Annotated in this window: 23 protein-coding genes; 7 read left to right on the top strand and 16 right to left on the bottom strand. The window is 72.0% G+C overall.

The genetic code is table 11. The annotated features are described in order from the left end of the window. Positions 1–101: 101 nt before the first annotated feature. Entirely contained in the window at positions 102–1,604 is a 1,503-nt protein-coding gene (locus tag QP090_RS26435) for an aldehyde dehydrogenase family protein (protein ID WP_285942105.1), read from the top strand. Positions 1,605–2,038: 434 nt separating this feature from the next. Further along, positions 2,039–2,815 carry an outer membrane protein assembly factor BamB family protein gene (locus tag QP090_RS26440; protein WP_285942106.1) on the top strand — a complete coding sequence of 259 codons (777 nt, stop codon included), beginning with the start codon at positions 2,039–2,041 and terminating at the stop codon, positions 2,813–2,815. Between the two features lie 63 nt (positions 2,816–2,878). Here the strand turns inward: QP090_RS26440 and QP090_RS26445 are convergent, their stop codons facing one another. Further along, complete coding sequence (locus QP090_RS26445; RefSeq protein WP_285942107.1) at positions 2,879–4,468, bottom strand: GMC family oxidoreductase; 1,590 nt, start codon at positions 4,466–4,468, stop codon at positions 2,879–2,881. Positions 4,469–4,612: 144 nt separating this feature from the next. Between QP090_RS26445 and QP090_RS26450 the strand changes: the two genes are divergently transcribed. The 3 genes from QP090_RS26450 to QP090_RS26460 all read left to right on the top strand — a co-directional run bounded on the left by QP090_RS26450 (position 4,613) and on the right by QP090_RS26460 (position 7,060). After that, on the top strand, positions 4,613–5,206 hold the full coding sequence (locus QP090_RS26450; RefSeq protein WP_285942108.1) for a cob(I)yrinic acid a,c-diamide adenosyltransferase: 594 nt from the start codon (positions 4,613–4,615) through the stop codon (positions 5,204–5,206). Positions 5,207–5,360: 154 nt separating this feature from the next. Beyond that, a complete protein-coding gene (locus QP090_RS26455) occupies positions 5,361–6,311 on the top strand; it encodes a DUF4097 family beta strand repeat-containing protein (RefSeq protein WP_285942109.1) in 951 nt (316 codons plus the stop codon). A 32-nt stretch (positions 6,312–6,343) separates the two neighbouring features. Further along, positions 6,344–7,060, top strand: coding sequence for a DUF4097 family beta strand repeat-containing protein (locus QP090_RS26460; RefSeq protein WP_285942110.1), 717 nt, complete (start codon positions 6,344–6,346; stop codon positions 7,058–7,060). An 8-nt stretch (positions 7,061–7,068) separates the two neighbouring features. Here the strand turns inward: QP090_RS26460 and QP090_RS26465 are convergent, their stop codons facing one another. The 14 genes from QP090_RS26465 to QP090_RS26530 form a co-directional block, all read right to left on the bottom strand. Further along, positions 7,069–8,607, bottom strand: coding sequence for a M28 family peptidase (locus QP090_RS26465; RefSeq protein ID WP_285942111.1), 1,539 nt, complete (start codon positions 8,605–8,607; stop codon positions 7,069–7,071). 21 nt (positions 8,608–8,628) lie between these two features. Continuing rightward, entirely contained in the window at positions 8,629–9,090 is a 462-nt protein-coding gene (locus tag QP090_RS26470) for a DUF2550 domain-containing protein (protein ID WP_285942112.1), read from the bottom strand. A gap of 37 nt (positions 9,091–9,127) precedes the next feature. Beyond that, positions 9,128–9,526 (bottom strand): F0F1 ATP synthase subunit epsilon, encoded by a 399-nt coding sequence (locus QP090_RS26475; RefSeq protein WP_285942113.1) that lies wholly within the window; start codon positions 9,524–9,526, stop codon positions 9,128–9,130. Between the two features lie 87 nt (positions 9,527–9,613). After that, positions 9,614–11,044: a F0F1 ATP synthase subunit beta gene (gene atpD / locus QP090_RS26480; RefSeq protein ID WP_285942114.1), complete on the bottom strand. Its 1,431-nt coding sequence runs from the start codon at positions 11,042–11,044 to the stop codon at positions 9,614–9,616. 2 nt (positions 11,045–11,046) lie between these two features. Continuing rightward, a complete protein-coding gene (locus QP090_RS26485; protein ID WP_285942115.1) occupies positions 11,047–11,952 on the bottom strand; it encodes a F0F1 ATP synthase subunit gamma in 906 nt (301 codons plus the stop codon). Between the two features lie 6 nt (positions 11,953–11,958). Further along, a complete protein-coding gene (gene atpA / locus QP090_RS26490) occupies positions 11,959–13,596 on the bottom strand; it encodes a F0F1 ATP synthase subunit alpha (RefSeq protein ID WP_285942116.1) in 1,638 nt (545 codons plus the stop codon). Positions 13,597–13,716: 120 nt separating this feature from the next. Then, complete coding sequence (locus QP090_RS26495) at positions 13,717–14,547, bottom strand: F0F1 ATP synthase subunit delta (RefSeq protein ID WP_285942117.1); 831 nt, start codon at positions 14,545–14,547, stop codon at positions 13,717–13,719. After that, positions 14,544–15,101: a F0F1 ATP synthase subunit B gene (locus QP090_RS26500; RefSeq protein ID WP_285942118.1), complete on the bottom strand. Its 558-nt coding sequence runs from the start codon at positions 15,099–15,101 to the stop codon at positions 14,544–14,546. The genes QP090_RS26495 and QP090_RS26500 overlap by 4 nt, the downstream gene beginning before the upstream one ends. Before the next feature lie 27 nt (positions 15,102–15,128). Further along, complete coding sequence (gene atpE, locus QP090_RS26505) at positions 15,129–15,368, bottom strand: ATP synthase F0 subunit C (RefSeq protein WP_285942119.1); 240 nt, start codon at positions 15,366–15,368, stop codon at positions 15,129–15,131. Positions 15,369–15,462: 94 nt separating this feature from the next. Continuing rightward, positions 15,463–16,260 (bottom strand): F0F1 ATP synthase subunit A, encoded by a 798-nt coding sequence (atpB, locus tag QP090_RS26510; RefSeq protein WP_285942120.1) that lies wholly within the window; start codon positions 16,258–16,260, stop codon positions 15,463–15,465. A 61-nt stretch (positions 16,261–16,321) separates the two neighbouring features. Next, positions 16,322–16,546: a hypothetical protein gene (locus QP090_RS26515; RefSeq protein ID WP_285942121.1), complete on the bottom strand. Its 225-nt coding sequence runs from the start codon at positions 16,544–16,546 to the stop codon at positions 16,322–16,324. Between the two features lie 84 nt (positions 16,547–16,630). Further along, complete coding sequence (locus tag QP090_RS26520; protein ID WP_285942122.1) at positions 16,631–17,050, bottom strand: Cg1360 family ATP-synthase-associated protein; 420 nt, start codon at positions 17,048–17,050, stop codon at positions 16,631–16,633. A 753-nt stretch (positions 17,051–17,803) separates the two neighbouring features. After that, positions 17,804–18,988, bottom strand: coding sequence for an MraY family glycosyltransferase (locus QP090_RS26525; protein ID WP_285942123.1), 1,185 nt, complete (start codon positions 18,986–18,988; stop codon positions 17,804–17,806). 112 nt (positions 18,989–19,100) lie between these two features. Then, complete coding sequence (locus QP090_RS26530; protein WP_285942124.1) at positions 19,101–20,108, bottom strand: DUF2207 domain-containing protein; 1,008 nt, start codon at positions 20,106–20,108, stop codon at positions 19,101–19,103. Between the two features lie 291 nt (positions 20,109–20,399). Here QP090_RS26530 and QP090_RS26535 point away from each other — a divergent pair, with 291 nt between their 5' ends. Both QP090_RS26535 and QP090_RS26540 read left to right on the top strand, forming a co-directional pair. Continuing rightward, positions 20,400–22,391, top strand: a complete 1,992-nt coding sequence (locus QP090_RS26535) for an ATP-binding protein (protein WP_285942125.1) — start codon at positions 20,400–20,402, stop codon at positions 22,389–22,391. Positions 22,392–22,668: 277 nt separating this feature from the next. Then, complete coding sequence (locus tag QP090_RS26540) at positions 22,669–23,088, top strand: hypothetical protein (RefSeq protein WP_285942126.1); 420 nt, start codon at positions 22,669–22,671, stop codon at positions 23,086–23,088. A gap of 167 nt (positions 23,089–23,255) precedes the next feature. On the opposite strand, the gene QP090_RS26545 is transcribed toward QP090_RS26540, so the two are convergent. Next, the gene (locus tag QP090_RS26545; protein WP_285942127.1) at positions 23,256–24,134 is read right to left on the bottom strand and encodes an L-threonylcarbamoyladenylate synthase; all 879 of its coding nucleotides are present in this window, start codon (positions 24,132–24,134) and stop codon (positions 23,256–23,258) included.

A 24,134-nucleotide genomic window follows, 5' to 3' on the forward strand; every position in this document is an offset into this window, starting at 1 on the left:
ACGCCCCCTTCCGGGCTCCGGCGGGCACCGGCATAAAGTGATTTACTACTCAGTACTCGCGTGCAAGCAATCACTTACACGGTCCTCCCGGGAGGTTCCTCATGTCCGTGGCCACGGAGAGCACCGAGACGTTCGCGTCCCTGAACCCGGCCAACGGCGAGGTCGTCGCCGAGCACCCCGTCCACGACGCCGCCGCGGTGGCCGGGGCGGTCGAGCGCGCCCGCGAGGCCGCCGAGTGGTGGCGCGCGCTCGGCTGGAGGGAGCGCCGGCTCCGGCTGCTCAACATCAAGGGCTCGCTGGCCCGCAACCTGAACCGGATGGCCGAGCTCATCCACCAGGAGACCGGCAAGCCCGTGCAGGACGCCCAGCTCGAAACGATCATGGCGATCTCGCACCTGGACTGGGCCGCCCGCAACGCGCAGAAGGTGCTCGGGCCGCGCACCGTGTTCCCCGGGATGATGTCGATCAACCAGAAGTGCGTGCTGGAGTACCAGCCGCTCGGCGTGGTCGGCGTGATCGGCCCGTGGAACTACCCCATCTTCACCCCGATGGGCTCGATCGCCTACGCGCTCGCCGCCGGGAACACCGTGGTCTTCAAGCCCTCGGAGTTCACCCCCGGCGTCGGCGTCCTGCTCGCCGAGCTGGTCGCGACGGTGGTCCCCGAGCACCCCGTCCTCCAGACCGTCACCGGCCTCGGCGGCACCGGCGCCGCGCTCGCGTCCTCCCCCGGCCTCGGCAAGGTCGCCTTCACCGGCTCCACCCGGACGGCCAAGAAGGTCATGGCCGCCTGCGCCGGGAACCTCACCCCGATCGTGGTCGAGTGCGGCGGCAAGGACGCCTGCATCGTCGACGCCGACGCCGACCTCGACGCCGCCGCCGACGCCGCGCTGTGGGGCGCGATGTCCAACGCCGGCCAGACCTGCATCGGGGTCGAGCGGATCTACGTCGTCGACGACGCCTACGAGGACTTCCTCGGTCGGCTCACCGACAAGGCCCGCGACCTGCGCCCCGGCTTCGACCGCGAGGCCGCCTACGGCCCGATCACCATGCCGTCCCAGCTCGACGTCATCGAGCGGCACATCAAGGACGCCCTCGACAAGGGCGGCCGGGCCGTCGTCGGCGGCCCCGAGTCGGTCCGCAAGCCCTACGTCGAGCCGGTCGTCCTCACCGGCGTCCCGGACGACGCGTCGGCCGTCCGCGAGGAGACCTTCGGCCCCACCATCACCGTGCACCGCGTCAAGGACCTGGACGAGGCGGTCGAGAAGGCCAACGCCACCAGCTACGGCCTGGCCGGGACGATCTTCTCCGGCAGCAGGTCGCGGGCCATGGACGCCGCCCGCCGGATGCGCTCCGGGATGACCTCGATCAACGCCTTCGCCGCGTTCGCCATGGTCGCCGCCCTCCCGTTCGGCGGCGTCGGCGAGTCGGGCTTCGGCCGCATCCACGGCGCCGACGGCCTGCGCGAGTTCACCCGCCCGAAGGCCATCACCCGCCAGCGCTTCGCCATCCCGATGAACCTCAGCTCCTTCGAGCGCACCGAGAAGGAGATGACCCGCGTCCTGGGCCTGATCAACATGATCCACGGCCGCCGCTACAAGCGCTGACCGCGCCCGTCCCCGAGCCCTCGGCCCCCTGCCCGTAAGCCGTCCCGGTGGGGCCGGGCCCGGCCTAAGGCGTCCTAGGACGCCCAGATAAGGCATCGTCCCGATGCCGGGGGCGGTGTCTTAGGACGAACCTTGAACATGTCGGACCGGGAAGGCCGGTCCGCGACTCAAGGAGAACGACATGATCCGCCCCGAGTTCGCCAAGGTCCTGGTCGACGACCGTGTGCAGGCGCTCCGCGCCGAGGCCAAGCACGCCCGGCGCGTCCGCCTCGTCAAGGCCCTCAAGCGGTGACGGCTCCGGCCTGTCCCCCTCGATCGACGCCCCCGTCTCACGACGGGGGCGTTTTCCTTTTGCGGTCCGGCATTTCGGTGATTTCGTGCGTCGTACCGGGGAGGCCCGGCTTAGAGTGAGCGGCCCTGGCGAGTACGGGAGTGTGCATGGGGCCGTTGGAATCGGACGACCCGCGGGAGATCGGCGGCTACCGGCTGCTCGGACGTTCGCGGGCACGACGCTCTACGTGGGGGCCGGGCAGCGGCTCGACGCGTACCGGATGAACCGCGACCGGCCGCTGTGGTCCGCGACCCTGCCCGACCGGATCGTCGGCACTCCGGTGGCGGGACGCAGCGCCGTCTACGTGTCCACCGAGCGGGGCCTGACCGCGTTCGGACCGGCGGACGGCAGGCGGCTCTGGGCCGCCGCGAATCCCGCCCGCAAGGACCCGACCGGCGGCTGGCTCCCGAAGGCGGTCGGCCCGTTCGTGTACGTGACCGGCCTCCAGGACACCCTGCACGCCTTCGAGGGCAGGAGCGGCAGGCCGATGTGGACGTTCCAGGCGGGCGGCGGGCTGACCGCCGACCCGTCCTCCGATCCGCGCGTGCTGACCCCGCTCATGGAGGGGTCCGGGCCGATCGTCTTCAACGGCGCCGACCAGCTCTCGGCGGTGGGGGCCGGCGACGGGCGGGCGACCTGGCAGAAGCCGATCGAGGACCCGTCCGACCTGTTCGCCGCGTCCGCCGGCGCCCGCGTCCACCTGGCCACCAAGGGCGGCGTGCTGAGCTTCCACCCGGCCTCCGGCGAGATCGTCCAGCACGTCGACGACCTCAGGGCCGAAAGCCTGTCCACGGCGGACGACGTCGTCTACTTCGCCGGCGGCCCGAGGGACGCCGACCGTCCGACCACCGTCTACGCGATGAACCCGCCGCCCCTCTGAACGGCCGGCCGCCACTCCAGGCGGCGGCTCCAGGCGGCGGCTCCGGGCGGCGGCTCCGGGCGGTCAGCCCGCCGCCGGGGCGAGCGGGGTGTCGCCGCGGATCAGGTCGGCGGCGCGTTCGGCGATGGCGATCGTCGGCGCGTTGGTGTTGCCGCGCGGGACGGCCGGCATGACCGAGGCGTCCACCACGCGGAGCCCCTCGACGCCGCGCACCCGCAGCTCGGGGTCGCAGACGGCGGTGTCGGCGCCGCCCATCGCGCAGGTGCTGGTCGGGTGGAACAGCGTCGCGCACTCCCGCCGGACGAACTCGATCACCGCCGCGTCGCTCTCGACCTGCTCGCCGGGCGCCCACTCGCCGCCGACGAGCCGGGCCAGCGGACCGGTGGCGGCGATCTCGCGGGCCTGCCGCACCCCGGCGACCAGGATGTCCAGATCGGCCTTGTCGGCGAGGTAGGCGGGATCGATCAGGGGCTTGGCGTAAGGGCTGGCGGAGCGGAGCGTGAGCGTCCCGCGGCTGGCGACCGCGACCGCGGTGACCATGACCGACAGCAGCCGCTGCGTCGGATCGACCAGGCCCTGGTCGATGAACGGCGAGGGCAGCACGTGGTACTGGAGGTCGGGGGCGGGCAGCCCGTCGACCGTCCGGGTGAAGCCGCCCGCCTCGGCCACGTTGGACGCGTACGGGCCCCGTCCGAGCGTCTGGTAGAGGGCGAACGCGCGGGCGGTGGCCAGTTCCCACAGCCCCTTGGTCCGGGGCGTGGCGAACATGACGTTGACGAACGGATGGTCCTGGAGGCCCTCCCCCACGGGGGCGTCCGCGACGACGTCGATGCCGTGCCCGCGCAGGTGCGCGGCGGGGCCAACACCCGACAGCATGAGCAGCTGCGGGCTGTTGATCGAGCCGCCCGACAGCAGCACCTCGGCGCCCGCGCGGGCCTCGGCCGTCTCGCCGCGCGCCTCGTAGCGGACGCCGACGGCCCGTCCGTCCTCGATCAGCACCCGGGTCGCGAGGGCGTCGGTGACCACGGTGAGGTTCGGCCGGTCCAGGGCCGGGCGCAGGTAGCCCGACGCCGTCGACCAGCGCTTCCCGCGCTTGTGCGTGACCTGGTAGAAGCCGACGCCGTCCTGCTCGCCCTCGTTGAAGTCGCCGTTGGCGGCCAGGCCGTAGGCCTTGGCCGACCCGACCCAGGCCCGGGTGAGCGGGTGCTTGTACCGCAGGTCCTCCACCCGCAGCGGGCCCCCGGCGCCGTGGGCCGCGGACTCGCCGCGCTGCTGGTCCTCGGCGCGCCGGAAGTAGGGCAGCAGGTCGGCGTACCCCCAGCCCGCGCAGCCGTGCACGTCCCGCCAGGTGTCGTAGTCGTACCGGTGCCCGCGGATGTAGATCATCGCGTTGGTGGACGAGCTGCCGCCGAGGGTCCGGCCGCGCGGCCAGTAGACGCTGCGGCCCGCGGCGTTCTCCTGCGGCGTGGTCGAGTAGTCCCAGTCGTACGGGCCCTTGATCAGCGAGGCGGCCGCGGCCGGGATGTGAATCTCCGGGGCGTCGTCCGGCGGGCCCGCCTCCAGGAGCAGGACGCTGGTGCCGGGGTCCTCGGTGAGCCGGGCCGCGAGCACGCAGCCCGCACTGCCGGCACCCACGATGATGTAGTCGTACAAGGCAGCCTCCGGGGTTCAGCGCCGCAAACCAGACGAGCTAGGCGAAACACTACCGAACCGAATTCCAACCCCGTCGGCCCTCGGTCGGTCCCTCCCCCCGCCGCGGCCTCGGACGACGCCCGCCGGGCGGTTAGGGTGACGGGCATGGCGAAGAACAGGGAGACCCCGGTCGTACTGTCCCGGATCTATACCCGCACCGGCGACGATGGCACCACGGCGCTCGGCGACGCGTCCCGGACCAGCAAGACCGACCCCCGGCTGGCCGCGTACGCCGACGTCGAGGAGGCCAACGCCGCCATCGGCACCGCGATCGCCTTCGGGTCCCTGCCCGAGCCGCTCGTCCGGCTCCTGACCCGCGTGCAGAACGAGATGTTCGACGTCGGCGCCGACCTGTGCGCCCCGGTGGTGCCCGACCCCGAGTACCCGCCGCTGCGGGTCGACCCGGCCTACATCGACCGTCTGGAGGCCGAGTGCGACGAGCACAACGCCGACCTGGGGAAGCTGCGCAGCTTCATCCTGCCCGGCGGCTCGCCCGGCGCGGCGCTCCTGCACGTCGCCCGCACGGTGACCCGCCGCGCCGAGCGGTCCGCCTGGGCCGCGATCGAGGCCCACGGCGACGCGGTCAACGCGCTCACCGCCCGCTACCTCAACCGGCTGTCCGACCTGATGTTCATCCTCTGCCGGGTCGCCAACGCCGAGCACGGCGACACCCTCTGGAAGCCCGGCGGCGAGCGCTGAACGCGCCCTGACGGGACCCCGACGGGCGCCGCGCGGCACGGGGGTGGGGCTATCCCCACCCCCGTTGCACGGGGCCGCCTCCTGGCGCCCGCCCCGCCGCCACGGCCAGGCTGGGTTGCCTACGGGGATGCCGGCCGAGGGCGGGAGAGACGACGTGCGGAAGCTGAAGGGGACGGCTGTCCCGGCCGGGGCGGTGGCCGTCTCGGCGGTGGCCGCCGCGGCGCTGCTGGCCGGGTGCGGGCTGAACGTCGGAACGCGCCATGAGGACCGGTCCTACAACGCGCCCGCGGGCATCACCGCCCTCAAGGTCGGCTCCGGCACCGGACGGATCGAGATCGTGGCCTCCGACTCCCCCGCCATCAAGGTCCGCGAACGGCTGAGCTGGTCCAACGACGGCAACAAGCCCGTCCCGCAGCACGTCACCCGGGGCGACGCCCTGTCCCTGTCGGCCACGTGCGCCCGCACGGTGCTCGGCGACGCCCGCTGCGGGATCTCCTACCGCGTCCAGGTGCCGCGCGCCACGTCCGTCCAGGTCGAGGGCCATGACGGCCCGGTCTCGGTCGCCGGGCTCACCGGCACCGTGCGGATCTCCACCGACGACGGGCCGATCACCGCCGGCGACCTGCGCACCACGTCCCTGATCGCCAGCTCGGGCGATGGCGCGATCGAGATCAGCGGCCGGGCCGGCACCGCCGACGTGCGCACCGACGCCGGCCCGATCACCGCGACCGGCCTGACCGCCGACCGGCTCACCGCCCGGACGGGCGACGGGGCGATCCGGCTCACGGGCCGCGCGACCACCGCCGACCTGCACACCGACACCGGGCCGATCACCGCGAGCGGCCTCACCGCCGACCGGCTCACCGCCCGGACGGGCGACGGGGCCGTCCGGCTCGGCCTGGCCTCGGCACCGGGCACGGTCGACGTCAAGACCGACATCGGCAGGGTGCGGCTGTTCCTGCCCGGCGGGCAGGGCTACCTGATCGATCTGACCAGCGACACCGGGGCCAAGCGCGTCGACCCCGCCGTGCACCAGGACTCGCGGTCCCCGCGGCACGTCACGGTCACCACCGGCGACGGGGCGATCACCGTCTCCCCCGCGTAGCCGACCCCCTCACCAACCACACGGAGCAGAGCATGAAGAGGCTGGCAGGGACGATCGCGCTGACGATCGGGGCGGCGGTCGCGCTGAGCGGCTGCGAGCTGGGGTTCGGCGGCAGCACCCGCGACGTGGACCACTCCTACCAGGTCACCGGCCAGGTCAACCGGGTGAAGGTGGCCAGCCGCGGCGGTGACGTGGAGATCGTGGGCGCCGACGTCACGGCGGTCGAGGTGCGCGAACGGCTCAACTACAGCACGCACCGCCGCCCCGCCACCACGCACGCGCTGGCCCGCGGCGAACTGTCCCTCGGCTACACCTGCCCCGAGGCGCACGGCATCGGCACCAGCAACTGCAACGTGGGCTACCTGGTGCGGGTCCCGCGCGCCACCGCGGTCGAGCTGCGCGTCCACGCCGGCGACATCCGGCTCAAGGACCTGCGCTCATCGGTGAGCGCGCTGGCCGACCTCGGCGACGTGACCGGCACCGGCCTGCGCGGCACGCCGGACGGCTCGGTGTCGGCCACCGCCGACGCGGGCGACGTCCGGCTGACCTTCGCCTCCCCGCCCGGCTCGATCGTGACGCGCGCCGACAGCGGCGCCACCGAGATCAAAGTCCCGCGCGCCGGCCGCTACGCGGTCGACGCGAAGAGCACCTACGGGCACCGGACGGTCGGGACGTCCGGCGACCCCACCGCCAAGATCACGATCAATGCCCGGTCCGACAGCGGCGACATCAGCGTCGTCCCCTACTGACCGGCCGGCTACCGGACGAGCAGGCCGCCGCGCCACTCGGCCCCCGCACCCGCCCCCGCACCGGCGCGGACCCCCGCGCGCCGCGCCGCCTCGTTCGCCCCCGCGCCGTTCACCACCAGCGTGCTCCCGGCGAGCCGCTGGACGGCGTGCGCGACACCGTCGGCACCGGTGTCCAGCAGCCTGAAGTCGACGTTCTTCAAGGTGTCGCACCTGCTGTGGTAGCAGGGGTCGAACGCCTTGCCCGCGGTGCCGCCGAACCGCTTGGCCAGCGCGGCGGTCTTGATCCCGTCGGCACCGGTGTCCATCCCGCCGGCCGGGATCCCGTGCTCGATGAACGGCCCGTAGTCGGAGCGGCCGTTGAACTCGCTGTCGACGGTCGGCAGCCCGCGCCGGGCGTAGTAGTCGCGGAAGATCTTCTCGATCGCCCCCGACCCGGGCGGCGGCGTGCTGCCGCCCTTGACCGAGTGGTCGCCGTCGTACACGCCGCGGACCCCGTTCACCGAGCCGAGCATGTCGAAGTTGAGGTTCAGCGCGATCCTGGCGCGGTCCGCCGCGCTCAGCGCCCCGACGTAGTGGGACGAGCCGCGCAGCCCCTCCTCCTCGGCGCCCCACCAGGCGAACCGCACCTTGTTGCGCAGGCCGGCCCGACCCAGCGCGGCGATCTTCCCCGCGACGGCGAGCAGGGCCGCCGCGCCGGTGCCGTTGTCGTTGATCCCCGGCCCCGCGGGCACGCTGTCCAGGTGCGCGCCGGCCAGCACCACGTTGTCGGCCCGCCCCGCCCCGGTCTCGGCGATCACGTTGGCCGTGCGCTTGCGGGACGTCCTGGTGTCGGTCCTGACCCGCAGCCGCAGGCCGCCGCGCCGCGCCGCCGCGACCAGCGCGAGTCCGAGCCTGTGCGTGGGCGCGACCGCGGGCAGCTCGAACGGGGTGTTCAGCGTGCCCGCCACCGGGCCCTTCTCGCCCGGCCTGTTGTAGATCACCACGGCCCGCGCGCCGGCCGCCTTCGCCCGGTCGGCCTTGGCCTCGAACGTGCAGGTGCCGCGCTGCATCAGCGCGACGGCGCCCTTGGGGAAGCGGGCGAAGTCGGACGCCTCGCAGCCGCTGGTGCCCGCACCGCGCGCCGGGACGTCCACCGCGACCGCGCGGGCGGTCACGTCGCCCGCGGCGGAGAACGTCAGCGTGCTGAAGTCCTTGCTCGCCCGGTAGGCCCTCCGGCCGGGCGCCGTCCGCGCGAGGACGGGCTTGGACCGCTCCGTCCAGGCGTCGAACGCGAACCGCTGCACGCGCGGCGTGAACCCGGCGGCCTTGAGCCGCGCGACCACGTACTTCACCGTCACCGCGTCGCCCGGCTCCCCCGCGGCCCGGTCGCCGCCGTTGTAGCGGGCGATCTCCTCGAACGCGGCCAGGTGCGCGCGGATGTCCTTGAGCGTCACCAGCCGCGGCAGGTCGACCGGCGCCGGCCGGGACGGGCCGGGGACCGCGAACGCGGTCCCCGTGATCGGCCAGGCACTCACGGTGACGGCGGCGACGATGGCGAGGCTGCGCACATGCACTCCAGGGAAGGGGCCCTACTCCGGCTGATGCAGGTCTACCGGAAAACCGGGCGGCGCCGCCTCAAGCCACGCCAGGAACCCGGTGAGCGCGGACGCGCCCATCGCCAGCTCGACGGTGCGGTCGCCGTCGCGGACCTCGATGACGCCGACGCCGGGGAGCAGTCCTTCGGCCTCGTCCGGGCCGGGACGGCGGCGGTTGGACACGACGAGGCCCCGGCGGTGAATCACCTGCCGGGGCCTGCTGCGAAAACCGAACACGCGATGCCAGTGCAGCTCATCGCCTTTGTAGCGGCCGATGCCGAGGCGCCACGCCCCGGGAGAGCCGTTCCCGGCGATCAGGCGCAGGCTGCACTCCACCGTTCCGCCGCGCCGGACGAACAGCCAGCGGCGCGCGGACAGCAGCACGAAGACCAGCGCCACCAGCAGGACGAGGGCGGCGAGCAGCGCGCCCGCGTCCACTGCCAGCTGACCGCCCAAGTCCCCCGCCCGCCGTTCCGACTCCCGATCGCCGAGTCTAGGCGTCCACGCCCGCCGCGCGCAGCCGAGCGCGCGCACGCCGTTCCGCCGTCGCGATCTCCTCCGGGTTGTCGCCGCTCTCGGAGAGCGCGTCCTGGAGCCGCTGCCGGGCCTCGGACACGTCGATCTCGGTGCCCAGCTCGGCCTGCTCGGCCAGCACCGACACCTCGTCGGCCGCGATCGAGAAGAAGCCGCTGCCGACCATGGCCGAGATCGCCTCGCCGCCGTCGGCCGGCTCGATCTTCACCACGCTGCCGTCGAGGAGGACGCCCAGCACCGGGGCGTGCCCCGGCAGGATGCCGAGCTGGCCCTCGATGGTCTGCGCGACCACCATCTTGGCCTCGCCGGACCAGATCTCGCGCTCCGGCGAGACCAGCCCGACCTTCAGGGTTGCCACGTGTCTGTCCTCCGAATAGCAGAGCTGTCGCGGCGGGGCCGGGACCGGGACCGGTGAACGGGCCGGTCCCGGCCCCGCCGCGGCGGGCTACTTCTCCAGCTCCCTGGCCTTCTTCTCGACATCCTCGATGCCGCCGCACATGAAGAACGCCTGCTCGGGCAGGTGGTCGTACTTGCCCTGGGCGATGGCCTTGAACGAGGCGACCGTCTCGTCCTTGGGCACCGTGACACCGGGCTGGCCGGTGAACTGCTCGGCCACGTACATCGGGTGCGACAGGAAGCGCTCGATGCGCCGCGCCCGCTGGACGGTGACCTTGTCCTCCTCCGACAGCTCGTCGATGCCGAGGATGGCGATGATGTCCTGGAGCTCCTTGTACTTCTGGAGGATCCGCACCACCTCCTGCGCGACGTCGTAGTGCTCGCGCCCGAGCACCTGCGGGTCCATGATCCGCGAGCTGGAGTCGAGCGGGTCCACCGCCGGGAAGATGCCCTTCGCCGAGATGTCCCGGGAGAGGTTGGTGGTCGCGTCGAGGTGCGCGAACACCGTGTGCGGCGCCGGGTCGGTGATGTCGTCCGCGGGCACGTAGATCGCCTGCATCGAGGTGATCGAGTGGCCGCGGGTCGAGGTGATCCGCTCCTGGAGCACGCCCATCTCGTCGGCCAGGGTGGGCTGGTAGCCCACCGCGGACGGCATCCGGCCGAGCAGGGTGGAGACCTCCGAGCCGGCCTGGGTGAACCGGAAGATGTTGTCGATGAACAACATCACGTCCTGGCCCTGCTCGTCGCGGAAGTACTCCGCCATCGTCAGGCCCGACAGCGCGACCCGGAGCCGGGTGCCCGGGGGCTCGTCCATCTGGCCGAAGACCAGGGCGGTGTCCTTGAGGACGTCCGCCTCGTCCATCTCGACCCACAGGTCGTTGCCCTCACGGGTGCGCTCGCCGACGCCGGCGAACACCGAGGTGCCGCCGAAGTTGCGCGCGACACGCCGGATCATCTCCTGGATGAGCACGGTCTTGCCCACGCCCGCGCCGCCGAACAGGCCGATCTTGCCGCCCTTGACGTACGGGCTGAGCAGGTCGATGACCTTGATGCCGGTCTCCAGCATCTCGGTGCGCGACTCGAGCTGGTCGAACGCCGGAGCGGTGCGGTGGATGCCCCAGCGCTCGGTGATCTTGAGCGAGGCCTCCGGCACGTCCAGTGGCTTCCCGAGGGCGTTCCACACGTGGCCCTTGGTGACGTCGCCGACGGGCACCGAGATCTGCTCGCCCGTGTCGACCACCGGAGCGCCGCGCACCATGCCGTCGGTCGGCTGCATGGAGATCGCCCGGACCATGTTGTCACCGAGGTCCTGCGCGACCTCGAGCGTGAGCTCCTTGGTCTCGCCGGCCAGTTCCACGTCCACGTGCAGGGCGTTGTAGATGCCCGGGATCGCGTCGGCGGGGAACTCCACGTCGACGACCGGGCCGATGACCCGGACGACCCGCCCGGTGGCGGTCGCCGTTTCTACCTGAGCAGTCATTCTCACTCCCCGCCAGAATCGGCGAGCGCGTCAGCGCCACCGACGATCTCGCTGATTTCCTGGGTGATCGCGGCCTGCCGCGCCTGGTTCATCTGGCGCGTGTAGACCCCGAGCAGTTCGTTGGCATTGTCGGTGGCCGACTTCATGGCCCGCCGGACCGACGCCTGGAAGGACGCGGCCGACTGAAGCAGCATGTGGAAGATGCGGCTCTCGACATAGTTGGGCAAAAGCAGGTCGAGCGCGGCCTCCGCGGACGGCTCGAACTCGTACGCGGGCAGCGCCCGCGATCCGCCGTCCCCCTCGGTCCGCTCCTCGATCTCCAGCGGCATCAGCCGCCGGACCTGAACCTGCTGGGTCAGCATCGAGACGAACTCGGTGTAGACGACGTGGATCTCCCCGACCCCGCCCTCGGCGTCGGTCTTGAGGAAGTCCGCGGCCAGCCTGCGGCCGATCGTCTCGGCGTCGGCGAACGCGGGGCGGTCGCTGAACCCGTTCCAGGTCTGCTCGACCTCGCGGTCGCGGAACCGGTACCAGGTGATGCCCTTGTTGCCGACCACGTACGGGACGGGATCGCGGCCCTGCTCGCGCAGCGCCTTGATGAGGGACTCGGCCTCGCGGATCACGTTGGCGTTGTAGGCGCCGCAGAAGCCGCGGTCGCTGGTGATGATCAGCACCGCGCTGCGGGTGTCCGCCGGCTGCTCCTGGAGCAGCGGGTGGGCGATCCCGACGTGGTGGCTGACCAGCGCGCTCAGCGCCTGGGTGATCTGGTCGGCGTACGGCTTGGAGGCCGCCACCGCCTGCTGGGCCTTGACGATCCGGGAGGTGGCGATCATCTCCTGGGCGCGCGTGATCTTGGCGGTCGACTTGACCGACTTGATCTGCTGCCGGAGTTCACGTACCTGGGCCATCCCCGATCAGTCCTTCTTGACGCGGGTGATCGTCTCCTGCTCGACCGACTCCTCGTCGATCGCCTCGATCGACGCGTCCTCGCCGAGCAGCGCGCCGGCGCTGGTCTCGAAGCCCTGCTTGAACTCCGTGATGGCGTTCTTGAGGCTGGTGAGACCGTCGTCGGACAGCTGGCCGGTCTCGCGGATGCCGGTCAGCAGACCGGTCTCCTCGCGGCCGAGGTGGTCGAGGAACTCCCGCTCGAAGCGGCGGATGTCCTCGACCGGGACGTCGTCGAGCTCGCCGGAGGTGCCGGCCCACACCGACACGACCTCCTGCTCCACCGGGAACGGGCTGCCCTGCGGCTGCTTGAGCAGCTCGACCAGGCGGGCGCCGCGCTCGAGCTGGGCGCGCGAGGCGGCGTCGAGGTCGGACGCGAAGGCGGCGAACGCCTCCAGGTCGCGGAACTGCGACAGCGCCAGCCGCAGCGTGCCGGCGACCTTCCGCATCGCCTTGACCTGCGCCGAGCCGCCGACCCGGGAGACCGAGATACCGACGTTGATCGCCGGCCGGACGCCCTGGTTGAACAGGTCGGTCTCCAAGAAGCACTGGCCGTCGGTGATGGAGATGACGTTGGTCGGGATGTAGGCCGAGACGTCGTTGCCCTTGGTCTCGATGATCGGCAGGCCCGTCATCGAACCGGCGCCGAGGTCGTCGGACAGCTTCGCGCAGCGCTCCAGCAGCCGGGAGTGCAGGTAGAAGACGTCACCCGGGTAGGCCTCGCGGCCCGGCGGGCGGCGCAGCAGCAGCGACACCGCGCGGTAGGCCTCGGCCTGCTTGGACAGGTCGTCGAAGACGATCAGGACGTGCTTGCCCTGGTACATCCAGTGCTGGCCGATCGCCGACCCGGTGTAGGGGGCGATGTACTTGTAGCCCGCGGGCTCGGAGGCCGGCGCCGCCACGATCGTGGTGTACTCCAGCGCGCCCGACTCCTCGAGCTGCCGGCGCACGTTGGCGATCGTGGAGCCCTTCTGGCCCACCGCGACGTAGATGCAGCGGACCTGCCGCTTCTCGTCGCCGGAGTCCCAGGCCTCCTTCTGGTTGATGATCGTGTCGACCGCGACCGTGGTCTTACCGGTCTGCCGGTCGCCGATGATCAGCTGCCGCTGGCCGCGGCCGATCGGCGTCATCGCGTCGATCGCCTTGATGCCGGTCTGGAGCGGCTCGCTCACAGACTGGCGCTGCACGACCGTGGGGGCCTGCAACTCGAGCACGCGACGCTCGTCGGACTCGATGGCGCCCTTGCCGTCCAGCGGGTTGCCCAGCGAGTCGACGACGCGGCCGAGGAAGCCGTCACCGACCGGGACCGAGAGGACCTCGCCGGTCCGGCGGACCTTCTGACCCTCCTCGATCTTGCTGAAGTCACCCAGGACAACGGCGCCGATCTCACGCACGTCCAGGTTCAGAGCCAGGCCACGGGTGCCGTCCTCGAACTCCAGGAGTTCGTTCGCCATCGCGGAGGGCAGGCCCTCGACGTGGGCGATGCCGTCGCCGGAATCGACAACGGTGCCGACCTCTTCGCGCGCGGCGGCCTCAGGCTCGTACGACTGGACGAAGCGCTCCAGCGCGTTCCGGATCTCATCCGGACGGATCGTCAGCTCCGCCATGATTCCTCTCTTGCTCCCTATGGGGTCAGCTCAGCCAAACATCTGGGGGAGTCCCCCAGACCCCGCGGCGGCCGGCGGAGCTCCTCGCTCCGCCCCGCCCCGCCGCGGGTCCCGCCGGCCTCAGCCGGCGAGCCGCCGGCGGACCTCGTCCAGCCGCCCGGCGATCGTGCCGTCGATGATCTCGTCCCCGAGCTGGACGGACAGGCCGCCCACCGCACCCGGGTCGAGCTCGATGTTCAGGTGTACCTCGTGGCCGTAGGCCGCTGCCAGCACCGCGGCGAGCCGCGTGCGCTGGGCCTCGGACAGCTCGACCGGGGTGCGCACCAGCGCGACCAGCCGCTCCCGCCGCTGGGCGACGAGCTTGCCGTACTCGGCGAGACCGCCCTCCAGGCTACGTCCCCGGGGCCGCAGCACCAGTTCGGTGACCAGGACCAGGGTGGACGGCGTGACCTTGTCCTCCAGCAGCGCGTTCAGCACGCCCTGCTTGCGGTCGGCCGGCAGTCCCGCCCCGCCGAGCGCGCCGCGCAGCGCGGGCTCGCCCTCGACGACCCGGGAGAACCGGAACAGCTCGTCCTCCAGGTCGTCGATCCGGCCGTCGGCCTCGGCGCGGGCGGCCTCGGCGGTGACCGCGAGGGTCTCCACCCCGTCCGACAGCTCCGAGGGCTTGGACCAGCGCATCCGGACCACGTCGGCGACCAGCTCGAGAGCGGCCTGCGAGACCTTGCCCTCGAGCAGCCCCTGGAACAGGCGCGCCTTGTCGGCGCCGTCCCGCGCCGGGTCGGACACCGCCCGGCGCAGGCCGTGCTCGCGGTCGACCAGGTTGAGCACCGCGAACAGCTCGGTGCCCAGCGAGGCCAGGCCGGCGGGCTCGCCCGGACGGTCGAGCACCGCCTCCAGCCGCTCTTTCGACTCGGCCAGCGATGCCCTGCTGACCGCTCCCGTGATGGTCATGATGTGATCTGCTCCTGGCTACGCGCGCGGCCTTCGAGCTCCTCAAGGAAGCGGTCGACCACGCGGCTCTGCCGGGCGCTGTCCTCCAGGGACTCGCCCACCACGCGACCGGCCAGCTCGACCGACAGGGTGCCGATCTCGCTGCGCAGCGAGGCCAGGGCCTGCTGACGCTCCGCCTCGATCTGGGCCTGTGCGGCCTCGACGATGCGGCGCGCCTCGGCCTGGGCCTGCTCGCGCATCTCCGCGATGATCGCGGCGCCCTGGTCCTCGGCCTTCTTGCGAAGCTTGGACGCTTCGAGCTGGCCCGCCTTGAGCTGGGCCTGGTAGCGCTCGAGCGCCTCCTTGGCCTCTTCCTGTACCGTCTCGGCCCGCTTGAGCCCGCCCTCGATCGCGTCGGTGCGCTCGTTGAGGGTCTGCTGGATCCGCGGAACGAGGATCCGGCCGACCACCAGGAGCACGACCGCGAACGAGAAGATTCCGACGATCAGCTCATACGGGTGCGGAATGAGAGGGTTGTTCTCTTCCGCCGCCAGAACGGAAGCTGCTGTGATCATGATGCAGCCCTTCCTTCGGTCTACCCGTTACTTGAGGCTCTGGAAGAGGAACGGCGCGACAAGCCCGATCAGGGCGAGGGCCTCGGTGAGCACGAAGCCCAGCATCATGTTGGTACGGATCACACCGGTCAGCTCCGGCTGGCGGGCGATCGCGTTGACACCCTGGCCGAAGATGATGCCGACGCCGATGCCCGGACCGATCGCGGCAAGGCCGTAGCCGATCGCCGTCACGTTGCCGCTGACCGCAGCGAGGACTTCTCCCGTCATGGGTCTTTCCTTTTCTGTCGGCCGGTGGAGGTTTCCACCGGTCTGGCTTTATCGGGGTGGTCGGTAGTAGAGCCGCAGACCTGGGACGTCGCGCCTAGTGGTCCGCGTGCAGCCCGCTGTTGATGTACATGGCAGCGAGCATCGTGAACAGGAACGCCTGTAGGAACTGGATGAACATCTCGAAGGCGGTCATCAGGATGGTCATCACCACACCGATGATCCCCACCCCGAACCCGAGCGCGGTCGGCTTCTCGAAGAGGAACCAGAAGCCCACGAGGCTGAAGAACGCCAGGATCATGTGCCCCGCGAACATGTTCGCGAAGAGCCGCACCGCGTGCGTGAACGGGGCCAGGATGAAGGTGGAGAGATACTCGATCGGGACGAGCAGGATGTAGATCGGCTTGGGCAGGCCCTTGGGGATCAGGTTCGTGAAGTACTTGACCGGACCCTGGTTCTTGATGCCCAGGTAGACCTTGATGAAGTAGACGGCCACGGCCAGCACGATCGGGAAGGCGATGTGCGAGGCGATGGGGAACTGGATGACCGGGATCACCGCGAAGATGTTCCAGACCCAGATCAGGAAGAACAGCGACATCAGCAGCGGCATCCAGCGCTCGGTGTCGCGCCCGAGGAACGGCTTGCCGATCTGGTCGCGGACGAACACGTAGCCCATCTCGCCGATGTTCTGGATGCCGCGCGGTACCAGCTTCGGCTTGGCGAACGCGCTCCAGCAGAAGACGCACACGACCAGCGCGCCGAAGACCGCGAAGACGGTCGGCTTGGTCAGCCAGGCCGGACCGCCGTCGAAGAGGGGCCGAAAGTTGAAGAGTTCCGGCCCCGGGGCCTGGAACTCCTCTCCGCCGGAGGAGGCGAGGACCGTCAGCGCGTTCACGCGGCGTTCCCTTCTTCAATGTGGTGGTGGATCACGAAGGCTTCCTCGGCGGCGGGGCCGCTCAGAGGGGGTGGCGACCGTACTTCACGTAGATCAGGTAGATGGAGAGCACGACACCGATGATCAGGCCGATCGGGATAAACCCGCTCCAACCAGTCCATTTGGCGAGCAACCAGCCCGACCCGCCCCAGATCGCCATCCCGGACAGGAGATAGCTGGGGGCCGACCAAGCGGCGTCGGCGAACTCGCGCTGGCCGTCTTCCGGCCGACGTCCCTGCTCGCTCATCGCGCTCCGGACGATAGCAGGCCACCCCGCGGGTGGTCATATTGGAGTAGTCCAAACGTGCCAGAACTACTCCGGGCCGCGACATCAGGGACTCCGGTCCGCGGCGGTCTCGGGCTCGTCAATGTAGGGCCTTCCCGACTGAAGGGCGACGCGGAACTCGGCCGCGATCCAGGTCAGCGCCATGGCGACGACGCTCCAGCCGAACACCTTGGTGTTCCACAGGGAGACCCCGTCCATGGCGGTCACCAGCACCATCACCGCGAGGATCTTGACCGCGTAGCTGGCCAGCGCGGCGAGCATCATCGTCTGAGACGAGAACTTCGCCGCCCAGGCCACGGCCAGCGCGCTGACCGAGAAGAATGCGATCACCACGACCGCCGCCAGCGCGGCGGCGAGGCCGCCCTTGGGACCCGCGATCAGCAGGCCGATCACCACCGCGACCAGCCCCACCAGGGAGGTCGGTATCGCGGCACCCCGGACTGGATGGCCGTCGGAAGACTGCATGAGGGCTCCGGCTGGTCACGGTCAGTGGTCGTATCTGGTTCGTGAAAGGTATCACAAGCGTCCGATATGTCCACAATTACCCCGGTGGTAAAGACCGGGGGACGCCATCGGCACGCGCGACTTCCACGGACTTTAGCCCAGCTCAGCACCTTGGCCGCCGCAACGGCGCCGGTTTCGCCGATCTTCCGGGACGGGCCGGCGGCCGGGCGCCGCCGGGCACCGCACCACCTCCCGCAAGGCGAGACGGCGATCTCACTCTGTGGATGCACCGGCCGGCCCGCCGAGCACCCGACGAAGCGGCCGGACGGACTAGTCATTCCGCCGGGGCGATCGACCGGAAAGGTCCTCCCATTACTCGCGCGCGATCATCTTGTTCCGCCCGCCGGGAGGAATACGATTCCGGCGATCGTGACCCGCCGCCGCCGAATGGTCGCGCTTCGAGAACAGCGCGGCAGGCGGGCGCGGGAATCGCCCCGACCCGCCCGCCACATCGTCCGGGCGGGCGCGCGAGGGCGCGACCCGACGAACCGTGCCCAGGCCACGGCGCACCGGCGCAGCCGGGCGCACCCGTCCCGCGCGTCCCGCCGGGACCGTCTCGCCGAAGGAAGAGGCGGCGTTCACGCCGATCACCGAGAGCGACGCCCCGGGTGGAATGCGCACACTTCCCGGCCACCGGGAATAGCCGGACGGTGACGTCTCACCACGTTCCGGGAAGGTCTCCCTCACCCGGCGGCATTCCGCGAATTCGGGTCCCTATACGGGTTCGTGCGGGCGCGCGGCCGGCTGATCGTCGGGCCGGCCGCCGGCCAGGCCGGCCGCCTCCCGCCGGGCGTCGCGGCGGCGGCGGCGCCGCGGCCCGGCGATCATCAGCACCACGCCGGCGACCGCGATCAGTGCGGTCGCGCCGGCCACCATCAGCGTCGAGTCGCTCAGCGCGAGCCCCACCACGCCCGAGGCCATCAGCCCGACCCAGAAGTACATGATCAGCACCGCGCGGCGGGTCGAGTGACCGAGCTCCAGGAGCCGGTGGTGCAGGTGCTGCTTGTCCGGCGCGAACGGCGAACGGCCCTGGTTGGTGCGCCGCCAGACCGCCAGCAGCATGTCGATGAACGGCACCGCGGCCACCGCCGGGAGCAGCAGGATCGGCACATAGAAGGGGAACAGCCCGTAGGTGCCCAGGACCGCGGTGTCGAACTGCCCGGTCAGCATGATCGTGCCTGCGCTGAGCAGCAGCCCGATCAGCATCGAACCGGTGTCGCCCATGAAGATCCGGGCCGGGTTGAAGTTGTGCGGCAGGAAGCCCGCGCAGATCCCGACCAGCACCGCCGCGGTCAGCGTCGCCCCGCTCAGCGTGGTGACCCCGACCGACTTCGACAGCAGGTAGGCATAGGAGAACAGCGCCGTCGCGGCGATCCCGACCACTCCGGCCGCCAGCCCGTCGAGGCCGTCGATGAAGTTCACCGCGTTGATGGTGGCGACCACCATCAGCACGGTCAGCGGCACCCCGTAGGTGGGCGGCAGCGACAGCGTCTCGCCCGTGGGCAGCGGGATCACGTAGACCTGGATGCCCTGCATGATGAAGATGCCGGCCGCCGCGACCTGCCCGGCGAACTTGGTCAGCGCGTCGACGCCCCAGCGGTCGTCGGCGATCCCGACCAGCACGATCAGCCCGCCCGACAGCAGCAGCGCCCTGGCCACGCTGACGTCGCCGTTCTCCAGGACCTTGCGCATCTCGGGCAGCCCGGTCGCCACCACCAGCGCCGCGACCATGCCGCCGAACATCGCCAGACCGCCCAGCCGGGGCGTCGGGATGACGTGCACGTCGCGGTCGCGGGGCGCGGCCATGGCGCCGAACCAGACGGCGAACCGGCGCACGGCGGGAGTCACCAGGTACACGACGAGGGCGGCGACCAGAATGATGAGCAGGTACTCCCGCACTCGGCCGCGCCTCCCCTCGCTGATCGCCGCTGATCGCCCACTGATCATCCGGCGGCTGGACGGCACCCGCCGGGGAACGATGCGTTCGGCCGGGCGGCGTGCCCGGACAACTCTATTCCTCCCACCGCGCGCCCGCTCCGTCTTGGGGCGTCCGAAAGCTCCGGTCGTGGTCCGGCCCGTGGCGGTGCGCGGCGAGCACGCCCGCCCCCGCGATGATCAATGCGAGCCCGGCGAGCACGAGATCGCCGAGCGCGAAGTCCCACAGCCCCCGCGCCAGCACGTCATCGGCCGCGTCGGCCGCCAGCAGCAGCGTGCCCGCCCCGACCAGCCGGACTCCCGCGCTCCGCCGCGCCGGACGGCGCGCGGTCAGCGCCAGCGACCCGAGCGCCAGCGCGAGCACCGCCGTGCCCGGCCAGGTCCCCGCCCAGCGCGGCGGCGCGTAGCGGGGCCGCTGCACAGTGATCGCCCCCTTGGGCAGCCTGACCCGCACCGTCATGCCCTCGCGGGGACGCAGCCCCCGCTGGGTGAAATCGACGGCGTACGGCCCGTCCCGATCCCGCAGGCACGGGGTCGTCTCGTGCCGGCGCCCGGCGCGGCAGCTCACCTTCCGCAGCGGCACCGGCGCCTCGACCCGTACCGCGGCCTCGCCGATCGGCACCTCCCAGCCGGTGCCGACGGCGTCCCAGACCAGCTCGTCGCGCCCTTGCAGCGGGGTGAACGCGCCGCCCACGTCGTACTCGATCACATAGGCCTGCCGGCCGTGCACCGCCCGGTTCCGGTCGCCCACGCTGATCTGCACCTCGTGCAGCAGCTTCAACGTCCTCGCGCGCGCGGGCGCGCCCGTGGACGAACTCGTCCGGATGTCGCTGATCCCGTACAGCCGGTCCCCGTGCCGGTACCGCACCCGCCGGACGAGGCCGTGCCCGCCGCCGGGGGCGAAGTCGTAGGTGATCGTCTCGCGGACCCGCAGCGTCCCGTCCGGGCTGATCGTCAGCACCACGTCCAGGGCCGGGACGCGCTCCTCGGAGGCGGCGGCCGACGGGCCCGGCAGCCCGAGGACGGCGATCAGCGCGAGCGCTGCGACCATCCGCCCGCGGGCCCATGCATGCACGTCAGGCATGGTTTCACCGTTGATGCCCGTCTGTCGGCGTAACGAAGCGACTACCCTGTGGCGTTCCCTGTCTCTCCCGCTCAGGTTAGGTGCCGTGCCGGCGTGCGCCGGGTGCGGCCCGGCCCGGCGTGATCCGCCCTCGGCACTGCCGATCCCCCGGACCGGCCATACTGTCGTTCCGTGTGAGGGGATCGGGGGCGGAGCACGGAAATGAGCGGGGGCTCGCGGGCCGGGGGGCCTGACAGGACGCCGGGAACCGGTGCGGCGGCGGATCGGACGGGCGGGGCGCGCTGGCCGAGCGTGGCGGACTTCGCCGTGCCGGGAGCGCTGGCCTGCGCGCAGCTCTTCGGTACCTGGCTGCTGACCACGGGCGTGGACCGTCCGCTCGGGCACGGCCAGTGGACGGCGGTCGCGGTCTCGGTGATCGGGTCCTGCCTCGCGCTGATCTGGCGGCGGGTCGCGCCCGTGCCGGTGCTGGCGGCGGCGGTGCTGCTCAACGGCGCGGGCCTGCTCGCGGTGCAGAGCACCGAGACCCTGGTGGCCGGGCTGAGCGACGGCGTCGCGCTGTACTCCGTGGCAGTGCAGCGCGGACGGCGGGTCGCGATGGCCGGATGCCTGGCCACGTTCACGGTGGCGTTCGCGGTCGCGCTGCCGGTCGAGCAGACGGCGTCTGACCTGGCGTTGAACGAGGCGCTCAACGTCCTCTACTACATCGTGGTCACCGCGCTCGGCCAGCTCCGCCGCGAGCACCGGGAGCGGCGGGACCGGCTGGCGGAGCGGCTCGCCGGGGCCGATCGGGAGCGGAGCGCCGCGGCCGGCTCCGAACGCGAACGGCTCGCCCGCGACCTGCACGACGTCGCCGGCCACCATCTCAGCGCGGTCGTGGTGCACAGCGGCGCCGTCGCCCGCCGGTCCGACCCCGAGCTGACCGCGGCGGCGCTGTCGGCCGCGGCCGAGACCGGCCGTGACGTCCTCAAGGCGCTCAGCCGGCTGGTCGACGTCATGGGCACCGAGTCCGAGGACGGCGAGCTGGACGCCATGCTCCCCGCGCTGTGCCAGGGGCTGATCCGGGTGGGCGTCCCGGTGTCGCTCGTCGTCGAGGGCGCGCCCTCGGCCTCGCGAGGCCCGCTCCTCGCCACCCTGCGGCGGGCGCGCGCCCTGCGGGGCGCCGCCGAGGAGCCGCGCGCGAGCGGCCTGCGGCCGGAGGTCGGCACCGCCGCGTACCGGATCGTCCAGGAGTCGCTCACCAACGCCCTGCGGTACGCGCCGGGCGCGTCTGTGGCCGTCGAGGTCCGCCACCTGCCGGACGCGGTGGAGGTGGCGGTCGTCAACGAGGCTCCCAGCGAGGGCGGGTCCGTCCCCGCGCTCGGCACGGGACGCGGGATCGCCGGGATGCGCGGCCGGGCCAAGGCGCTCGGCGGCACGCTCGCCGCGGGCCCGGACGAGTCCGGCGGGTGGTCGGTGCGCGCCGTGCTCCCCACCTCGCCCGCCGCGCCCGCCGGGACGCGGCGCGGGCCCGGCTGGCCCGAGGTGCTGGACGCGGCCGTGGTGGTGTTCTGCGCGATCCTGCCGCCCCTCCTGGCGTTCCTGCCCCCGGACCCGGCCCTCGGCGGATGGTCCGCGGACGGGTCGGTGCTCGTGGTGATCGCGCTGGTGGCCCGTGCCGTGCCACTGTGGTGGCGGCGCCGCGCTCCGTACCTCACGCTGGGCGCGCTGATCCTGATCGATGTGGGGTGGGCGCTGACGGCGGGCGCGCGGTCGGTCGGCCTGCTCGGCGTGCTGGTGCTGGGCTGCACGGCGGAGATGATCGCGGTGTACTCGGTCGCCGGCCACGCGCGTCCGGGCCGTCCGACCTGGCCCGCGCCGTTCGCGGCCACGCTCCCCTGGGCCGTCGCCTGGACGGTCCTGCTGGTGACCGCGCCGGACGCGCGTCCCGGACCCTGGACGATCCCGTTCGGGCTGGCCGGCGGCGTGCTGTTCGGGGCGCTGGTGCTGCTCCCGTTCTGGGCCTGGGGCCGGACGGTCACCGGGCGCGGCCAGCGCTGGGAGACGACCGCGCGGGAGACCGTGGCGACCCGGACCGGCGAGGCCGTGCAGGCCGAACGGCACCGGGTCGCGCTCGGGCTGAGCGGCACCGTGCTGGAGCACACCGCCCGCCTGGTCCGCATCGCCGAGGCCGGGGCGGCCGGGACACCGCAGGACGCGCGCGAGGCGCTGGACGGGGTGGTCGAGCAGGCGCGCGCCGCACTGATCGACATGCGGGCACTGCTGGACGCTTTGGATGAGGAATGACCAGTTTGTGATCTTTGTCATACCATCACCCTGGACCCCGGTGCAGGCCCGGCGGGTTGCGGACGCCAACGCCGTGTATTTCGGTCCTTCAGTCTGCCCCTGTGACGTCGGGACAGCCGCCTCCCTGACCCTTGGACGGTGAAGGCACGGAAAAGGTTCGCCCCCCGCCCGACCTCGGCCGCACCAGGTCACGATCTAAGCTCGCCATAAAAACGATCTTGGGGACACTGCTAGGTTTGCGGAGCTATTTCGCGAAACCTGAATTGTGGAGGGACTTATGCGGCGTATCGCTGCCGTTGCCCTGGCCGCCGGAACCCTGATGGCCGGCATGGCCGCCGTGGGCGCTCCCGCCGAGGCCGCCGTCACCAAGAAGTGGGCCCCGTACAACAAGTACAGCAACCTGGCCTCGTGGGGGACCTACACCCGCTCGGGCGGCAGCGTCTACGTGAGCGGCTACCTCCAGGACAGCAAGAAGAACGGCTGGACCGCGTGCGTGCGCTTCAAGTTCACGGAAGGCGGCAAGGCGTACTGGTCGCGTCACAAGATCGTCACCAGCTCCGGCGCCAACTTCGACAACAAGGGCACCGTCTCGATCAAGGTCAGCTCGTCGTACAGCAGCCACCTGTACGTCCAGGAGTGCGGTCGCAGCAAGAAGAGCGGCCAGTACGTCTACGGCCCGGGCAAGACCCTTTTCTGAGCCGAACCGTGACCGGCTCTCTGAGCCGGTGACACCGAGGGCCCCGTCGCGCGCGCGGCGGGGCCTTTCGCATGCCTGACCCGGATCCTCGCGCGCCGCGAGGCGCACCGGCCGCCAAGGGCACCGGCGGGCCCCGGCGGGGCTCTGGCGAGCTCTGGCCGGACGGCTCAGCCGGCCGTGGGCTCGTCCTTGCTGAGGGACGGCTTGTCGGCCGACGCGGCCCCCTTCACCAGCGAGGGCTTCACGGCGTCCTGCCCCTCGCCCTCGCTCTCACCCTCCGCCTCGGCCTGCGGCTCCGCCTTGACGGGCTCAGCGGGCTCGACGGGGGGCGTGGCGGGCGTGGCCGCGAGCTCCCCGGCACCGTCCTCGTCCCCGGCCTTGTCCTCGGCCTCGATCTCGTCCTCGTCGGTGAGCAGCACCCCGACGACGGAGCGGATCTTGTCCTCCGGGATGGCGCCCGCGCGCAGCAGCCGCGGGACGGCGCCGGTCAGGTCGACGATCGTGGACGGGTCGCCGTGCGCCGACCGCCCGCCGTTCAGGTACACCGAGACCGAGTCGCCCAGCATCGACTCGGCGTCCGCCGCCGAGCGCGCGGCGGGCCGGCCGCTGAGGTTGGCGCTGCTGACCGCGAGGGGCCCGGTCTCCTTGAGCAGCTCGACCGTCAGCTCGTGCATCGGCATCCGGATCGCCACGGTGCCCTTGGTCTCGCCCAGGTCCCATAGCAGGCTCTGGTTGGCCCGGCACACCAGCGTCAGCGCGCCCGGCCAGAACTCGTCGATCAGGTCCTGCCCGTAGGTGCCGAGGTCCTCGACCAGCGCGGTCGCGGCCCGCACCGAGCCGACCAGCACCGGCGGAGGCATCTCGCGGCCCCGCCCCTTGGCGTCCAGCAGCGCGGTCACCGCGGGCGGGGTGAACGCGTCCGCGCCGACTCCGTACACCGTGTCGGTCGGCAGCACGATGAGCTCACCGCGCCTTACGGCGGAGACCGCGTCCGCGATCCCCCGGGTACGCTCCATCGGCTCGGAGCAGTCATAACGTCGGCTCAC

It is taken from the genome of Actinomadura xylanilytica, from assembly GCF_030283145.1.
Taxonomy (GTDB): domain Bacteria; phylum Actinomycetota; class Actinomycetes; order Streptosporangiales; family Streptosporangiaceae; genus Spirillospora; species Spirillospora xylanilytica.

Excerpts from the sequence above, each read along its gene's own strand:
- QP090_RS26435 (WP_285942105.1), top strand. The coding sequence starts at position 102 with ATGTCCGTGGCCACGGAGAGCACCGAGACGTTCGCGTCCCTGAACCCG.
- QP090_RS26460 (WP_285942110.1), top strand. The coding sequence starts at position 6,344 with ATGAAGAGGCTGGCAGGGACGATCGCGCTGACGATCGGGGCGGCGGTC.
- QP090_RS26485 (WP_285942115.1), bottom strand. The coding sequence starts at position 11,952 with ATGGCCCAGGTACGTGAACTCCGGCAGCAGATCAAGTCGGTCAAGTCG.
- QP090_RS26500 (WP_285942118.1), bottom strand. The coding sequence starts at position 15,101 with ATGATCACAGCAGCTTCCGTTCTGGCGGCGGAAGAGAACAACCCTCTC.
- QP090_RS26450 (WP_285942108.1), top strand. The coding sequence starts at position 4,613 with ATGGCGAAGAACAGGGAGACCCCGGTCGTACTGTCCCGGATCTATACC.
- QP090_RS26520 (WP_285942122.1), bottom strand. The coding sequence starts at position 17,050 with ATGCAGTCTTCCGACGGCCATCCAGTCCGGGGTGCCGCGATACCGACC.
- QP090_RS26530 (WP_285942124.1), bottom strand. The coding sequence starts at position 20,108 with ATGCCTGACGTGCATGCATGGGCCCGCGGGCGGATGGTCGCAGCGCTC.
- QP090_RS26540 (WP_285942126.1), top strand. The coding sequence starts at position 22,669 with ATGCGGCGTATCGCTGCCGTTGCCCTGGCCGCCGGAACCCTGATGGCC.
- QP090_RS26495 (WP_285942117.1), bottom strand. The coding sequence starts at position 14,547 with ATGACCATCACGGGAGCGGTCAGCAGGGCATCGCTGGCCGAGTCGAAA.
- QP090_RS26515 (WP_285942121.1), bottom strand. The coding sequence starts at position 16,546 with ATGAGCGAGCAGGGACGTCGGCCGGAAGACGGCCAGCGCGAGTTCGCC.
- atpE (WP_285942119.1), bottom strand. The coding sequence starts at position 15,368 with ATGACGGGAGAAGTCCTCGCTGCGGTCAGCGGCAACGTGACGGCGATC.
- atpD (WP_285942114.1), bottom strand. The coding sequence starts at position 11,044 with ATGACTGCTCAGGTAGAAACGGCGACCGCCACCGGGCGGGTCGTCCGG.
- atpA (WP_285942116.1), bottom strand. The coding sequence starts at position 13,596 with ATGGCGGAGCTGACGATCCGTCCGGATGAGATCCGGAACGCGCTGGAG.